Source organism: Asticcacaulis sp. (assembly GCA_024707255.1).
Classification (GTDB): domain Bacteria; phylum Pseudomonadota; class Alphaproteobacteria; order Caulobacterales; family Caulobacteraceae; genus Asticcacaulis.
The window spans coordinates 50,001-66,814 of record JANQAC010000002.1 but is presented as its reverse complement, the minus strand read 5'-3'; the positions used below and the strand labels follow the sequence as shown (position 1 = coordinate 66,814).

Genomic DNA, 16,814 nt, shown 5'->3' with positions numbered 1-16,814 from the left:
GCATGGGTCCGGTCCAGACCAACGCCCGGACCACTCCAGAGTTTTAGTACTTGAACCGCACGCTCAACTGAACACGGCGATCGAAGGCGAAAGTCCCTGCCGGCAGGAACAGCGGTGCCTGGTCGGGATTGGCCGCCGTTGGCCCCTGAACCTCCTGGTAGATCTTGGGCCGGGTATCGAGCAGATTGGTGCCCTGGAGATCGATTTCCGTATGGGAATTGATCGCATAACGCAGCGAGCCGTCAAGGAATCCTTCAGCGTCGTTCCACACCGGGAAGCCGATGCAGCAGTCGTTGACTGAGTTGACGTACTTGGAACGCCAGTTATAGGCCAGACGCGCCCCGAACGGCCCCTTGTCGTACATCACGATCAGGTTGTAGGAATCATCCGACAACTGCTCCAGACGGCCCGGATTGATCATGCCGTCCTGGGCCGAACGCGTAATGGTCGAGCCATCCGATGTATCGAGCGTCAGGTTGCTGTTCTTCACGCCTTCATTATGCAGATGCGTGTAGTTGGCCTGGAGGCCGAAGCCATCGAACGGTGCGGGCAGGAAGGTGAAGTAGCGCTGATAAGCCAATTCAAAGCCCTTGACGCTGGCGCCGTCACCATTCACCGGGCCATTCACGACGACATCGCGGGTGACGCTATTGTGGGTCATCGGCACGACAAAGGTGCCGTTTTGGATGTAGTCGTGGAACTTCTTCGAGAAGATATCGAAGCTGAACGAACCGACCTCGGCAAAATAATGCTCGACCGACAGGTCGAACTGGTCCGCCGTGATAGCCTTCAGACGCGCATTGCCCGTACTGCCGGAATAACCGTAGATATAGCTACTTGGATTACCGGCACTATCCAGCACGATGCTCGGATTACCAACGGTGATCGCCGATTGCGGCACATAGCTGCGTTGCAGTGTCGTGTAGTTCTTCAGCAGTCCGATATCCGGCATGTACATGCCGCGCGAAGCGGCGATGCGCACGATCCAGTTATCCGGCAGCGAGAACTTCAGGTTCAGGCTGGGCAGGGTATAGGTATGCTTGGTCTTGACGGTCGAGCTTGAATAGCCGCCATCTGAGAAAGCCTGATCGTCCAGCGAGTTTTGGCCCAGGCATCCCGGCGAAATCGCATACTGGTTGGGCCCCAGGGCGGCAATCTGTTCCGGCGTCAGCGGCAGGCAGTTGGTTTCATCAAACGTGAAAGGCACGGCGAAATTGGTCGCGCCGATGCTGGTCAGGTTGGTCTGGACCACCCGCACACCGACATTGCCCGACAGGGTGATACCGCCGCCAAAGACTGTGGCGTCCGGACCACCGAACTTCAGCATGGCATAGGCCGAATCCTGCTTCAGGTTGACATTGAGGATTTCACCCGGCTGGAAGCAACTGCCGGCAATATTGGCGGCACGCATGCAGATCGGGTCCCAGTTCGACGATGGCGTCTTCGTGCCGCCAGCCGATTGGGCCGTCATGCCGAAGGTCTGCTCCATCAAATTGATATCCTTGAGATAGTCAGGATTGATGGTGACGAACTGGCTCTGTCCGATCAGGCCGTCCAGCAACCCGGTATCGCCGAAGGTCCGCGTCTGCCAGTAAGTGCCCGGATAGCCTGCGAAATTGGCCGTGGCCGGCGCATCGAGGTGGAAGGAATCAGCGGGATTGGCACCCCAGTTGCTCGAAATCGACTGCCAGTTATAGGCCGACCACTGATTGAGCTGGTCCCGTTCCGACATCCGGACACCGGCACGGATTTCACTGAGCCACGGGCCGTCGAAGGCATAGGCGCCATCGATGCGGACCGCGTTCATGGTGGCCTTGGAATCTTCCAGGTGATCCATGATCGATTCATTGAAGTAGTTGCGGTAGTCGGACATCGGATCGGTGCCGACAACATTGTAGCCGGACGGCAGCTCGAAATTCAGCTTCGGCAGGTCACCTGTCAGGTCAACGGCCAGATTGGCGTAGGTGCCGTTGCGGTAGGTAATATCGTAGTGCGTATTGACGGACAGGACATGCTGCGCATCAAAGGTCAGCTTGAGCCGGTCGGTCGGCGTCCAGATGAAATTGAGCGCCGTATCCTCGACTGTCCGGCTTTCCGTTGAGTAACGTGTCGCTAGATTAACCGAAGGGCCCAGCCGGCAGGGCTGGCCCGCGTGGGTGACATTTGACGCCAGGCACGGCTGATAAATCGGCAGGTCATTTCCGTTCGCATCCTTGATGCCATACTGGCCATAGGTGCCATACTGATCCGTCGAACCCGCCGCATATTCTCCGGTAGACCAGTCAGCGATACTACCATAGCCCCAGCCGCCGGCCGAGGCCGTTATAACGCCGGTCTGGAACATGCCATTGCTGCCGAAGGTGAACGGCGTGCCGCCGCCGGCTTCATTGATACCCAAGCCTGGCGCATCTGGCGGTGCGATCAGGGAACCGTCGGTCCAGACCGTCGATTCGTTGGTTGTGGCCGGATCGACCCAGGCCCAGTAGCTGAGCAACTGGTCTTCGTTCCAGGTGTTTTCATAGGTCGACTTGTTATACTGAAGCGTCGCCTTGAAATGGTTGTCGGTGCTGGCCCACTGGCCCGCCAGGGAAATGCCCTTGCGGGTGCGGTCATAGACGGTGTTGTTATAGCTGATGCCCGAGGGGATGTAGTTCATCTGGTCGGTATAGGTGCCGGCGGCAAAGGGCATCATGCGTGGCAGGATGGCGCCCTGGCTGGTGGTCTCAATATCCGAATAGGCAATATCACCCAGGAAGCCGAAATCACCCAGTTCAGTGCGCCAGCGGTTGGAATAAAGCGCCGAACCCGAGGGCGTCCACTTCTCGCTGATGTCGCCGTAATCGCCCTCGATCGTGGCGGAGATGAGTTGGCCTTTCTGGTCAAATGGCAGACGGGTACGCAGATTGACCGTGCCGGCAATGCCGCCTTCGAGCATTTCCGCCGTGAGGTTCTTGTAGGTATCGACACCGGCCAGCATTTCCGGCGATACGTCTTCCCAGCTCAGGCCCGAGGCCGAACCGGCGCTGAAGATATCCCGGCCGTTGAACTCAGCCTTGACCTGCTGGAGCCCGCGGATGATGACCCCTGTCGGTTCCGCTGGAAAGTGCATGACATCGCCACCCGCCACCGAGCGCATGACGGTCACGCCCGGCACGCGCTGCAGGGCTTCGGCGACTGACTTGTCAGGGAAGGCGCCGATATCCGTGGCTGTGATGGAATCGACAACCGTATCGGCCGTTTTCTTGAGATCCTGTGCCGTCTTGAGCGCCTTTCGGGAGCCAACGACCACTACGGACGTAGTGTCATCGGGGCTGGCGCCTTGCGCCTCGGCCGGTGCATCCTGCGCGGCCATAGCCTGCCCCGTTATGCCAGCCAACCCGCAAAACAGGGCCATGGTTAACGCTGTGCGCGATACACTGCATTTGTTCTTCCAGATACTCATCCTCTTATCATCCCTTTTTTATCTGTTCCCAGCTACACGAGCTACATGGATGATGCTACATTCGCTACAAATGTCAAACTCCGTTACACATTCCCTGAAATTATATGACAATTAAAAGTCCATCTGTTGCAATTCCGCAATACTGAGACCAGAGGCAAATCACGCAACAAGCAGGAATTTTCTTTCATTTTCCAATATTTTCACCTCTAGCGGCCTGGTTACAGCCACCACCAATACATGCAGCCTCAAGGCGTCAATTTCGAAATTGACTTATTCGAAAATTGTAGCCCATATAATGTAGCGAAGCTACAAAAAAGGAAAACTGATGTCGCCTATCAAAGCCTGTGTCTCGCTTCTGGCGCTCCTGAGCCTGCCCGGACCACATTCGGCAGCCTTTGCCGGTGACCAACAGTCCTTCGGCAACCAGAACGCCGCCCTGACCTGGACGGCAGATGGGGGACAGGTGGCGGATTTCCGGTTTTCCGACAAGCTTAACGACCGCACCCTGATCGTCACTGCACCTTTCACGGTCTCGCTGAACACAGGCCAGACCCTGACCCTGGCCGATCTGACCCTTGACGCCCCCTTGCGCGTCGTAACCCTGCCCGGTGACGCAAAGGCTTCCCGCCATTCCGAAATGCAAGTGCGGCAGGAAATCCAAGGCACTTTTATCGACAAAGAGAACCGGCTGCGCATTGACTGGCGGCTGATTCAGCCCGAAGGGGCCAAATATGTGCGTGAAGTCGTCACCATCACGGCGCTGAAGCAGGATGAGATGATCCCCCAGGTTCGCCTGATGGGTCTGAATGCACCTGGGGCGGAAATTTGCGGCAAGGTCAACGGCTCACCGGTCATTGCCGGCAATGATTATGTGATGTTTGAAAATCCGCTCGCCTACAGTCATGCCATTGTGGAATCAGACGAGGCATGGACGCAGATCGACAATGCCCTGCCTCTGCGCAAAGGCCAGAGCCTGAGCTACTCCGCAGTCATCGGCGTCACCGCGCCGGGCCAGTTGCGGCGCGACTTCCTGAGCTATATCGAGGCGGAGCGCGCCCATCCCTACCGCACCTTCCTGCATTATAATTCCTGGTACGACATCGGATACGACACCACCTATACCGAAGCCGACGCACTGGACCGCATCCATGCTTTTGGTGAGGCACTGGCCGTCAAACGCGGCGTCAAGATCGATTCCTTCCTGCTGGATGATGGCTGGGACGATCTCAGCGGCCAATGGGCGTTCAGCAAGGCCTTTCCGAACGGCTTCATCCCGCTGCGCGACGCCGCCGCCCAATATGGTGCGGCGCCAGGCGCCTGGCTGTCGCCATGGGGCGGCTACAACAAGAACAAGGCGGCGCGCATCGCCAATGTGCCGAACACCGGCTATGAGATTATTGATGGCGGCTTCGCCCTCTCCGGCCCAAAGTATTACGATAATTTCCGTAAGGTCACGCTCGACCTGGTCACCACTCAGGGCGTCAACCAGTTCAAACTCGATGGCACAGGTAATGCCGCCAAGGTCTTTCCCGGCAGCCGGTTCAACAGTGATTTCGACGCTGCCATCCATCTGATCGATGACCTGCGCAAAGCCCGTCCAGACCTGTTCATCAATGTCACTACAGGCACCTACCCCTCGCCCGCCTGGCTGATGTACGCCGATTCCATCTGGCACGGCGGCCAGGACCATGCCTTCACAGGTGTAGGCTCCCCCCGACAGCGATGGATGACCTATCGCGATCGCGAAACCTACCAGAATATCGTTATCGGCGGGCCGCTGTTCCCTCTCAACTCGCTCATGGTGCATGGTCTGATCTATGCTCAGCACGCGATTGGTCTGGACAGCGACCCGAAACAGGAGTTCGCCGACGAAATTCACTCCTATTTCGGCAGTGGCACGGCCCTTCAGGAAATGTATATCACGCCGTCCCTGCTGAAACCCGCGGACTGGGATAATCTCGCCGAGGCGGCAGACTGGTCGCGCGCCAATGCCGATGTGCTGAAGGATACGCACTGGATCGGCGGCGATCCCGGCCGGCTGGATGTCTATGGCTGGGCGGCCTGGGCACCGCGGAAGGGCATCATCACCCTCCGCAATCCGTCCGACAAGGCGCAGGACTTCGCGGTGGATATCGGCATCGCGCTCGAATTGCCAATGGATGCCGCCACGATCTACACAGCCCGCAGTCCCCGGAAAGGCGCCAAGACACCAACTATGACGCTGACAGCCGGCAAGCCCGTCACCCTGCATCTGAAACCTTTCGAGGTACTGACGCTGGATATGACGCCCGTTAATCGCCCGTAGGCAGGTAATGCTGTTGCGGCGAAACGGCGGAGGACACCCGGCGCAGAGTTTCCATCGCCGGCCGGCCCAGGATCAGAGCCACACGATCGGCGATGCAGTCGAGCACAAACAGTTGGGCGAAACGCACCGGATTGGGTTGATGATAGGGTACATCCGTCGCCAACTCGATCGGGATCAGGATATCCGAGGCTTTGGCCAAAGGGCTTTTCAGCGGCGCCATGGCGATGCAGGTCGCCCCGTAGCTGCGGGCGATGCGGGCGCTTTCGGCATGGGTTTCGGGCTGGCCGGTGGCTGAGATAATCAGGACGGTATCGCCCTTTTTCAGTGTGGCGGCCGTCATCCGCTGCATATAGCTATCGACGTGGGCGACAACGCGCAAGCCTAAGCGAAACAGACGGTTCTGCGCCTCCATGGCCAGGGTTGCGGACGAACCACCCAGGCCGAAAACGGCGATCATGGGAGACGCCATCAGCGTCTTCGCCGCCGCGTCGATCTGCTCGAAATGTTCGGTTTCGCTGACTGAGCGCAGAGCGATGGCAACGCTGGTGGTGAGGCGGTCGAAGCGTTCGTCGCCGGTCTGGCTGCTGCCCTCCTCACCGCCGACCGAGGTGGGGGCCTTGGCGAATTTCTGTTCCAGTACCAGGGACTGCGCAAGGTGCTTCTTGAACTCCTTAAAGCCATCGCAGCCGATCGACCGGCAATAACGTATCACCGACGGTTCGCTGACCCCGATACGGCTGGCGAAGCTCTTGATGCTGACATCGACCACCATGGCCGGGTCACGCAGGATTTCCTCGCCGATTTTCAGATTAACGCCCTCTTCATGCGGGGCACGTTCGCGGATGGTGGTCAGGATGTCATTCAATACAGTCATGCCTGCCTTGTAGCAAAACTACACCATATATCAACACGACCTTATTTTGCTTTACGTCCCGCCAGCACGCCAAACAGGAGGATATAGGCATAACAGGGGACCATGAGGCAGAGGAAGACGAGCTGGAAGCCGTACTGGTCTTTGAGGTGGGCAAAAAGCTGCGGGATGGCCGCGCCGCCGATAATGCCCATGACCAGGAAGGCGGCGCCGAACTCGGTCAGCTTGCCCAGGCCGCGGATGCCGAGCGGGAAGATGGCCGGCCACATCATGGCGTTGGCAAAGCCGAGCGCGAAGACGAAGGCGACGGAGACATAGTCTTTTGTCAGGAAGGCACCGATGCTGAAGAGGATACCGAGCACGGCCGAGAAAACGAGGTAGCGTTCCTGGCTTATGAAGCGCGGAATGGCGATCAGGCCGCAGATATAGCCGATCAACATGCCGACCATGGTGTAGCTGGTGAAGAAGATGGTCTTGTCGACCGGCAGGTGGAAGCCGTTGCCATAGGTGCCGACGGCATCGCCAGCCATGACCTCGACGCCGACATAGAAGAAGATGGCCAGGAAGCCGAAGACCATCTGCGGCAGGGCGGCCCAGAAGCCCTTGCCGGTGCCGGGATTGGCGTCATCGCTGATATTGGGCAGGGGCGACTTGTAGACCAGGAAAGCGATCAAGGCGAGGAAGGCGCCCATGACCAGATAGGGCATGTGGATGCGGGCCGCGAAGGCATTAAGCAGCAGGTCTCGCGCGGCGGTGGTGGGGGCGGCGTCGACCTGGGCCTGCATCTGGCCGATGCCATTTAGGATCAGGGTGCCGATGACGAAGGGGGCGGCGGCGCCGGCCAGCTTGTTGAAGATACCGAGCAAGGCGATGCGCTGCGCGCCCGATTCGATGGGCCCCAGCACGGAAATATAGGGGTTGGACGCCGTTTGCAGCAGGGAGAGACCGGCGCCGATAATGAACAGCGATACCAGCGTCGGCGGGAACATTCGCATGGAGGCGAACTGGCCGAAGCCGGCGGCGCCCACGGCCATCATCAGAAGCCCCAGCGCCATGCCGGCCTTCATGCCGGTCTTGCGCAGGATAAAGGCCGAGGGCAGGGCCAGGAAGAAATAGGAGAGATAGAAGACCGACGGCACCAGGAAGGCTTCGACATCGCTCAAGGAAAAGGCCAGCTTGGAGAAGGTGATCAGCGGGCCGTTCAGCCAGGTGACGAAGCCGAAGATGGCGAACAGGCCGCAGAACATCAGCACCGCCCCCCAGGGGTCTTCTCAGGTGCATTCGCGGCGGATGAAAGGCCAGGTGTCGGCATCAGTGTTTCCCCCTGTAACGGTTATTCGCCAGCTATGGCGGTTGCGGCTGCGATTGTCTTGTGTGACAGGAAGCCGCCGGCGCGCGCCAGCCCCTGCCCGTGCGACCAGCTATGGACGCCGTTGACGAAAACCTCTTCGATGCCGGCCGAAATCTGCACCGGTTTCTCAAAAGTGGCGCGGTCAGCCACGGTATCGGCGTCAAAGACGGTGATATCCGCCGCCATGCCAATGGTGATCCGGCCGCGATCATGGAAGCCAAAGCGCTTGGCCGGCAACCCGGTCATTTTGGCAATCGCCTCGGCCAGCGGGAACAGCTTCTCTTCACGGGCATAATGCCCCAGCACGCGCGGGAAGGTGCCCCACAGGCGCGGATGCGGGTTCTTGTCATTTGGCAGGCCGTCGGAACCAACCATGCACAGCGGATGCGCCAAAATCCGGCGCATATCGTCTTCGTGAATCTGGAAGTAGCAGGCATAGCCCGGCAGCAGCCGAACGGCAGCGTCGCGTTCGCTAATGCCCCATTCACCGGCGATATCATGGAGATAACGCCCGGCCTGGTCCGGATGGGTTTCCGACGAATTGATCAGCACCTTGATCTCACCGTCGCACAGGTCGGGATTCAGCACCGATGATCCGGCCGTATAGGGATAGCAATCCATGGCGACCGGCTGGGCTTTCGCCGCCTTGTCTATCAGGCCCAGCGTCTCGACCGAGCGCCCCCAGTTGCGCACCCCCGCGCACTTGTGGTGCGAAATAATCAGCGGTGTCTGGGTCGGGCTGGCGGTCGTGAATGCCTCTTCCAAGGCTTCGAGAATGCCGTCATATTCGCTGCGAATATGCGTGGCATAGACGCCGCCGTGAGCGCTTACCGTCTCCGCCAGGGCGGTCAGTTCATCGAGATCGGCGGCGGCGGCCGGCGGATAATAGACGCCGGAACTCATACCTGCGGCACCTGCCTCCAGTGCCTCGGCCAACAAAGCCTGCATCTGCTTGCGTTCGACCGGGGAGGCGGCCTTTTTGAGGTCTGGCAAACAAATCTGGCGCAAGGTGGTATGGCCCACCATCGCCGCCACATTGACCGCCGGCCGCGCCTGATCGATCGCCGTCGCGTAGTCGGCAAAGCTGGAATAGGCAAAGGCCCTTGAGTCACCCAGCAGGTTGAAGGGTTCTTCCGGTTCGTTCGGGAAACGCAGCGGCGCAATCGAGAGGCCGCAATTGCCGACCACGACCGTCGTCACGCCCTGGCTGATCTTGGCCGTCATTTCCGGCTGACGGATGCACGCGTAATCATCGTGCGAATGAACGTCGATAAAACCGGGCGCCACAGCCTTTCCCGCGAGGTCGAAGCATTTACGCGCCGAAAGGTGGGGCAGGTCGCCGATCGCGATGACCAGTCCGTCGCGGATGGCGATATCCGCCCGGAAAGGTGCGTCACCACTGCCATCGAAGACAAGGCCATCGCGCAGGAGAATATCGGCAGGTACAGGTGACATAGGCGGGTACTCTTAGAAAAACGTCTTCAGCGCGCCGATGACTGAATAAGCGTCATCGACTTCGAGAATGACCGGCCAGCGGTCAAAGGTGGTGCAGGGATGCGAGATGCCAAGGCCGACATAGTCGCCGATGTTGACCTGAGCGCCGTGCGGCAGACGGATATAGCCATGCTGGTCGTTCATGCGGAAAAATGACCAGCCCTTAACGGCCTGCGCCTTGGCGCCCTCGCCCGGCACGGCATGGTATTCGACCTTGGGCAGGGCAGAATCGTCTGACAGGTCGCGGCGGCCGGCATTGACGATGATCAGGTCGGGCTCCGGATGGGAAACGATCTGAGCCCAGACCTCAAGCGCGGGTTGAAGCGCCGGTGCCGGACCAAGCACCTCACGCTCACCGACATGGGCCAACAGCTTGTTGTAGAAACCGGTATCATGGGTCAGGTAACAGCCGCTGCGCAGCAAGGGCGTAATGCCCTCGGTTTTCAGGCCGCGCGCCACCAGGTCGAAATAGGCCGAACCGCCGGCGCTGATGACAGGCTCGCCGGTAAACAGCCCTTCGGCATGGCAGGTATCGAACAGGCCCAGCAGGTCATCGAGGAAGGCATTGACGCGGGTGGCATCCGCCTTGGCATCGTCAGTGACGATCAGGCCTTCATAGCCTTCGACACCGCGCAAGGTGAGTTTAGGCGATCGCGCCACACAGCGGGCAATTTCCAGCGCCAGGTCACGCGTACGCGCCCCCGTCCGCCCACCGGAAAGACCGAGTTCGACCATCATCTGGAAAGGTCTTTTGGCGCCAGCGCTTGTCAGGATCGCTTCCAGCCGTTCTACGCCCGCCAGGCTGTCGACTAGGCTGAGGATCAATGTATCGGGTGCCGCGTCCTGGCGGGCCGACAAGGCGCGAATCTCAGCCTCCCCGACCAGTTCATTGGCGATCAGCAGGTTTTGGACCCCGAAATCCAGCGCCGTATTCGCCTGGGAAACCGTCGCCACCGTCATACCCCAGGCACCGGCTTCCAACTGGCGGTCGAAGAGTTGCGGGCACATGCTGGTCTTGCCGTGCGGCGCCAGTTTCGCGCCTGCCTGATCGATATAGGTCTGGAAAGCATTCAGATTTTTCGTCAGCACACTGCTGCGGATCACCGCCGCCGACATTGGGATCGAGCCATCGAGCAGTTTCCAGCCCTGCGCGCCGGCCTCGCGCAGAGGCAAGCCTTCGGCGGACGCAGGCAGCCCCTTGATGCGTGCCGTCAGGGGCAAGTCGAGTATGGGGTCGAGATCGAGCGCCATCAGAATGCTTCCAGGGTCAGTTCCGCGGCCAGTACCGGATTGCCCGCCGTCAGGCCGGCATCGACTGGCAGGACGATGCCGGTGATCATGCGCGACAGATCGCAGGAGAGAAAGGCGACGGCATTGGCGATGTCCTTCGGGTCGGCAAAGTCACGCAGCGGATACCACTTTTTCAGGTCGTCGAAGACCTCAGGCTTCTTCGCCGCGCGTTCGGCCCAGGCCTGGGTCTTGACCGTGCCCGGCGCCACCAGATTGGCACGAATGCCGAGCGGCCCATATTCGATGGCGAGAGAGCGCGTATAGCTGACCAGCCCGGCCTTGGCGGCACTGTAGGCCGGGTGACCAATGGCGAGGCCGGCATTGACCGTGCCGATATTGATAATGACGCCCGATTTACGCGCAAACATCGACGTCTTCACCGCCTCGACGCAGTGGTAGGCGGCGCTCAGATTGATGGCAAGATCGTGCGTCCAGTCTTCCGGCTTAAGCGTCGCCAAAGCCGTGGCTGCGGCCGCTCCGGCATTGTTGACCAGGATATCCACCGGTCCGTGCGCCGTCACCAGGTTATCGATCGCAGCCTTTGTGGCCGCCAGATCGGTAAGATCGACTGCCGCCGTTTTCAGGCGCGTGTCCATTGTGGACAGAGCGCCCGCATCGCGATCCAGCGCGTAAACCGTGGCACCCCAGCCGAGAAAAGCTTCGCACAGCCCCCGGCCGATGCCCCCCGCAGCCCCAGTGATCAGAACCACTTTTCCGCTGAAATCAAACATAAGCCACCTTTTTAGTCAGCGTGTTCCGGAGCCATTCGAGGTTCATCGGGCGCAGCATACCGAAATTGTAAAAAGCAAAATCGCCTATTCCCAGATTGCGCAGCCCCGCCAGCGCCGCGCTCAGGTCGGTCTCCTGACCCATGTCAGGATAACCGGGACGCAGGATAACACTGGTACGGAACGCTGGAACGAGATCAAGCACATAACCACCATCCGCCACCACGTCTTCAGGTGAAGACTGGTAAAGTGGCAGTTCCAGCCCATTGCTGACCGCATCAAGTGCCGTCAGATCATGCCCTTCCAGATAGGCCGTGGCGTGGGGCCGCTGGCAAGTGGCTATAACCTTGACCTTCACTGCCGGGTACACCGCCGCGCGAATATCGGCCACCAGTGAAGTCACGACCTGACAGCGGAAGCGATGAAACGCGGCCAGATCCGCATCTTCGGCGTTCCACTGATCCAGCGACTGATCAGCGCCGCCAGCCAGCCAGGCGTCGACAGCCGCGCATATCCGCGCGGCAAGGCCATCAACATCGATTCCGTCTCCCTTCGCGCCTTCACGGCACCGCTGGCAGAAACACAAACCCAGCATGGCATCGAGCCATGCATTGGGCACCACTTGCGCAAATTCATGATGGAAGCCATGGCCATAGGTCAGGAAGCCCGGCGTCTCCAGCAACAGACTTTTCAGCCGGTAGTTTTCCGCCAGATCAGCACACAAGGTGACGGCATAGGCGCGCACCTCCGGTTGCGATGGGCACAGGCTGTAAGGATAGGCATCGCCAAACGCATTGCGCACCCCCAGGTCCGGATGCTTCATGCCCAGACGCGTATTGTGCAGCAGCACCGTCCAGGCATTGACGGCGACATCATCCCGATTGCACAATTCCGCCAGCACATCTCGTCCGGTCGTCAGGGACGAGACCTGCGGCTGTACGATGCCGTAGGCTTTGCGGGGACGAAAATAAACCTTGCCGTCTTCCGGGAAATAGACCCGCGCCTTCGGATCGCCCGGATGAATGAACTTGCCAGCGTGATAGCTGGCCGCGAGGCTTATTTCATCCACGCCCATGGCCCGGACACGCGCGACATCGGCATCCAGGTCGTGTAGATTCCACGGATAGGCGTAGACGGCCGCCGTCACCCTATTTGGCCTTGTAGGCGATGACGTCGATCTCGACCTTGGCGTCGATCATGATCTGCGAACGCACGCACGAGCGCGCCGGCAACTGGCCATCGAAATAGCTGGCATAGACGCGGTTGAACGCCGCAAAGTCGCGCGTGTCGTCAAGCCAGACATTGGCCTTCACGACATCGGCCAGGGTACAGCCAGCCTTGGCGAGGATGGCGACGATATTATCCATGGTCTGTTTTGTCTCGGCGACGATGCCACCCTGCACAATTTCGCCGCCGGCATCGAAACCGACCTGGCCGGACACGAACACAAACCCGCCGGCTTCCGTTGCCTGCGCAAAAGGCAGCATTTGCCCGCCACTGCCGGAGCGCGGATCGCCGATACGGTTGATGGTCATGGACACCTCTGAATACATATATTTGCTTAAGTAGCTTAGCTACATTTAATAAGCTACATTCACATGGGGTGTCAAACGAGTCCGCAATGGGCAGCGTTTTTTTTCTACGCGTCGATGGATTGAGCTTAAAGCGCCCATTCTGCGTTAGGAGGAAAACGGGGCGTCAAAATCGGCTTTGGGAGGACGCCGAAGCCGAAGCCAAAGCAAAAGCCAAGCCGCGATCAACGCATCTATTGCAATCGACGTAGCTGGCTGGCGCGTCCGCCGGCGCTTCGCAGATTTATTGCCTTCAGGCAAGGCAATAATCCGCCCCTCGGAGATGTGCCGAACAAGCAGGATGATCGCGACCAAACATTCGACTACCATCCGACCTAAGCATAGCCGCAAATTCAACTTGGCCGCCTTTCTGCATATCTGCGAGGGTACGCCTGCCGAAAATTCGTCCGACATCTATGTGACACTCTACGGCGACTACGCCCAAACCCTTTAGTGCCTGGCCGAAGGTTGCCGCCAAGCAAAAAACCCTTGGCTTTCGCCTCGGGGGTCTGTGTTACGACTTCCTGTGAGCTTCAGTCTGTCACACCTGAAGGTGTAATAGGCTTGGTTGCGGGGGCCAGATTTGAACTGACGACCTTCAGGTTATGAGCCTGACGAGCTACCGGGCTGCTCCACCCCGCGTCACCTAGAGATCGGGCTTGTGAGCGCAGCCCGGCATTTTACGTTTTTCGGTTTTGCTTTCACAAAACCTCGGGGCTGCTCCACCCCGCGTCACCAAGTTTCGGGCCTGTGAGCGCAGCCCGGCATTTTACGTTTGTCTGTCTGGCTTATGGCCATCCAGACGGGGCTGCTCCTGCCTACGCCGTCGCATGAGATTAGTGTCTCATGCGGTAAAAGCAAAAAGACCGGCAAGCGGGTTTGCCTGACGGTCTCTTTGATAGGATTGTAATGAAGGGCTTTATATAAAACCGCCTGTATTCTGTAGACCTGGCGACGACCTACTCTCCCGTGACTTAAGACAAAGTACCATCGGCCCAGGAAGGCTTAACGACCGAGTTCGGAATGGGATCGGGTGGGGACCTTCCGGCATAGCCACCAGGTCAACAGAATACAGGGGTTTCGAGAAGACATTGTATGCACTTATGCTTGTTGTTCCATAAATTTTATTGAGGAACGATCAAGCCGATCGGATTATTAGTACCAGTTAGCTTCACACGTCACCGTGCTTCCACACCTGGCCTATCAACGTGGTAGTCTTCCACGATCCTCAGCGAGACCTTGTTTTGAGGTTAGTTTCCCGCTTAGATGCTTTCAGCGGTTATCTATTCCATACTTAGCTACCCTGCTGCGCGGCTGGCGCCACGACAGGTCCACCAGAGGTATGTCCATCCCGGTCCTCTCGTACTAGGGACAGATCCTCTCAAGTCTCGTACACCCACGGCAGATAGGGACCAAACTGTCTCACGACGTTCTGAACCCAGCTCACGTACCACTTTAAATGGCGAACAGCCATACCCTTGGGACCTGCTCCAGCCCCAGGATGTGATGAGCCGACATCGAGGTGCCAAACTTTGCCGTCGATATGGACTCTTGGGCAAAATCAGCCTGTTATCCCTAGAGTACCTTTTATCCGTTGAGCGATGGCCCGTCCACGAAGGACCACCGGATCACTATGGCCGACTTTCGTCTCTGCTCGACTTGTCAGTCTCGCAGTCAGGCGGGCTTATGCCATTGCACTCGTCGAACGATTTCCGACCGTTCTGAGCCCACCATCGCGCGCCTCCGTTACACTTTGGGAGGCGACCGCCCCAGTCAAACTACCCACCACGCCATGTCCCGGACCCGGATAACGGGTCTCGGTTAGACGTCAACAACAATAAGGGTGGTATTTCAAGGATGGCTCCACAAGGACTGGCGCCCCTGCTTCATAGCCTCCCACCTATCCTACACATGTTGTTGCTAACGCCAAGGCGAAGCTATAGTAAAGGTTCATAGGGTCTTTCCGTCTGACCGCGGGAACCCCGCATCTTCACGGGGAATTCAATTTCGCTGAGCCTATGCTGGAGACAGTGGGGAAGTCGTTACGCCATTCGTGCAGGTCGGAACTTACCCGACAAGGAATTTCGCTACCTTAGGACCGTTATAGTTACGGCCGCCGTTTACCGGGGCTTCAATTCGCAGCTTGCACCACTCCTTTTAACCTTCCGGCACCGGGCAGGCGTCAGACCCTATACGTCGCTTTACAGCTTCGCAGAGCCCTGTGTTTTTGATAAACAGTCGCTACCCCCTAGCCTGTGCCACTTCATACTGGTTGCCCAATGTGAAGTCACGCTTATCCCGAAGTTACGCGTGTAATTTGCCGAGTTCCTTCAGCATAGTTCTCTCAAGCGCCTTGGTATACTCTACCTGACCACCTGTGTCGGTTTCGGGTACAGTCTCTGTATGAGTTATTTCCAGGGGACACGTTCCCTGCAAGGACAATCCAATAAGCCCTCACAAGTTACCGCATCCGTCACTTCATACTGGCCCAGGAATATTTACCTGGTTCCCATCGACTACGCCTTTCGGCCTCGCCTTAGGGGCTGGCTAACCCTACGCAGATTAGCTTTACGTAGGAACCCTTGGTCTTTCGGCGAGAGTGTCTCTCACACTCTTTATCGCTACTCATGTCAGCATTCTCACTTCCGATACCTCCAGCCAACCTCACGATTGACCTTCACAGGCTTACGGAACGCTCCGCTACCGCTTGCTATGCAAGCCCTGATCTTCGGCACATGGCTTTAGCCCCGTTACATTTTCCGCGCAGGATCGCTTGATCAGTGAGCTGTTACGCTATCTTTAAAGGATGGCTGCTTCTAAGCCAACCTCCTGATTGTCAAAGCAATCCCACATCGTTTCCCACTTAGCCATAATTTGGGGGCCTTAGATGCAGGTTAGGGTTGTTTCCCTTTTCACCATGGACGTTAGCACCCACAGTGTGTCTGCCGAACAGTTCTCTTGGGTATTCGGAGTTTGGTTGAAATTGGTACCGCTCGCGCAGCCCGCATCCATCCAGTGCTCTACCCCCAAGGAATACATTCGACGCTCTACCTAAATAGATTTCGCGGAGAACCAGCTATGTCTAGGTTTGATTGGCCTTTCACCCCTATCCACAAGTCATCCGAATCTTTTTCAACAGATATCGGTTCGGACCTCCAGTACATGTTACTGTACCTTCATCCTGCTCATGGATAGATCACCTAGTTTCGGGTCGTCATGCGACGAACTTAACGCTCTATTCAAACTCGCTTTCGCTACGCCTACACCTAACGGCTTAAGCTTGCTCGGCACATGAAGTCGCTGACCCATTATACAAAAGGTACGCCGTCACCCCGCTTGGGGGCTCCGACTGCTTGTAGGCTTCCGATTTCAGGATCTGTTTCACTCCCCTTGTCGGGGGTGCTTTTCACCTTTCCCTCACGGTACTTGTTCACTATCGGTCGTAGAGGAGTACTTAGGCTTGGAGGGTGGTCCCCCCATGTTCAGACAGGATTTCACGTGTCCCGCCCTACTCGAGTCTCTTGCTGTTTGATGGCTACGGGACTGTCACCCGCTATGGTCGCCCTTTCCAGAGCGTTCGCCTTTATTTCACAAGAGCACTGGCCTGGTTCCCGTTCGCTCGCCACTACTAGGGAAGTCTCGGTTGATGTCCTTTCCTCCGGTTACTGAGATGTTTCAGTTCACCGGGTTTGCTTAATAAGCCTATGTATTCAGCTTATTATACCTTTCAACAGCCAACTCATCTAACCAAACCCGAAGATT

Annotated in this window: 10 protein-coding genes, 1 tRNA gene and 2 rRNA genes (1 of these 13 only partly in view); 2 read left to right on the top strand and 11 right to left on the bottom strand. The window is 58.2% G+C overall.

The window, feature by feature from the left end; translation table 11 throughout:
• Positions 1–43 precede the first annotated feature (43 nt).
• Entirely contained in the window at positions 44–3,352 is a 3,309-nt protein-coding gene (locus NVV72_11665; protein MCR6659951.1) for a TonB-dependent receptor, read from the bottom strand.
• 415 nt (positions 3,353–3,767) lie between these two features.
• Here NVV72_11665 and NVV72_11660 point away from each other — a divergent pair, with 415 nt between their 5' ends.
• Complete coding sequence (locus NVV72_11660; protein MCR6659950.1) at positions 3,768–5,747, top strand: hypothetical protein; 1,980 nt, start codon at positions 3,768–3,770, stop codon at positions 5,745–5,747.
• On the opposite strand, the gene NVV72_11655 is transcribed toward NVV72_11660, so the two are convergent.
• From NVV72_11655 to NVV72_11625, 7 genes are all read right to left on the bottom strand, one after another.
• Entirely contained in the window at positions 5,734–6,621 is an 888-nt protein-coding gene (locus tag NVV72_11655; GenBank protein ID MCR6659949.1) for a MurR/RpiR family transcriptional regulator, read from the bottom strand. The two genes, NVV72_11660 and NVV72_11655, sit on opposite strands and share 14 nt — an antisense overlap.
• Before the next feature lie 41 nt (positions 6,622–6,662).
• A complete protein-coding gene (locus NVV72_11650) occupies positions 6,663–7,865 on the bottom strand; it encodes a sugar MFS transporter (GenBank protein MCR6659948.1) in 1,203 nt (400 codons plus the stop codon).
• Between the two features lie 86 nt (positions 7,866–7,951).
• The gene (locus NVV72_11645; GenBank protein ID MCR6659947.1) at positions 7,952–9,424 is read right to left on the bottom strand and encodes a D-aminoacylase; all 1,473 of its coding nucleotides are present in this window, start codon (positions 9,422–9,424) and stop codon (positions 7,952–7,954) included.
• A gap of 12 nt (positions 9,425–9,436) precedes the next feature.
• A complete protein-coding gene (locus NVV72_11640; GenBank protein MCR6659946.1) occupies positions 9,437–10,714 on the bottom strand; it encodes an alanine racemase in 1,278 nt (425 codons plus the stop codon).
• Positions 10,714–11,484 carry an SDR family oxidoreductase gene (locus NVV72_11635; protein ID MCR6659945.1) on the bottom strand — a complete coding sequence of 257 codons (771 nt, stop codon included), beginning with the start codon at positions 11,482–11,484 and terminating at the stop codon, positions 10,714–10,716. Before NVV72_11635 ends, NVV72_11640 begins: the two co-directional genes overlap by 1 nt.
• Positions 11,477–12,628 (bottom strand): hypothetical protein, encoded by a 1,152-nt coding sequence (locus NVV72_11630; GenBank protein MCR6659944.1) that lies wholly within the window; start codon positions 12,626–12,628, stop codon positions 11,477–11,479. The genes NVV72_11635 and NVV72_11630 overlap by 8 nt, the downstream gene beginning before the upstream one ends.
• 1 nt (position 12,629) lies before the next feature.
• Entirely contained in the window at positions 12,630–13,016 is a 387-nt protein-coding gene (locus tag NVV72_11625; protein MCR6659943.1) for a RidA family protein, read from the bottom strand.
• A gap of 337 nt (positions 13,017–13,353) precedes the next feature.
• Here NVV72_11625 and NVV72_11620 point away from each other — a divergent pair, with 337 nt between their 5' ends.
• Positions 13,354–13,506, top strand: a complete 153-nt coding sequence (locus NVV72_11620) for a hypothetical protein (GenBank protein ID MCR6659942.1) — start codon at positions 13,354–13,356, stop codon at positions 13,504–13,506.
• A gap of 111 nt (positions 13,507–13,617) precedes the next feature.
• On the opposite strand, the gene NVV72_11615 is transcribed toward NVV72_11620, so the two are convergent.
• The 3 genes from NVV72_11615 to NVV72_11605 all read right to left on the bottom strand — a co-directional run.
• A tRNA-Met gene (locus tag NVV72_11615) sits at positions 13,618–13,694 on the bottom strand.
• A 304-nt stretch (positions 13,695–13,998) separates the two neighbouring features.
• Positions 13,999–14,113 (bottom strand): 5S ribosomal RNA (gene rrf, locus NVV72_11610).
• Between the two features lie 73 nt (positions 14,114–14,186).
• Positions 14,187–16,814, bottom strand: a 23S ribosomal RNA gene (locus NVV72_11605); it runs 155 nt beyond the window's last position.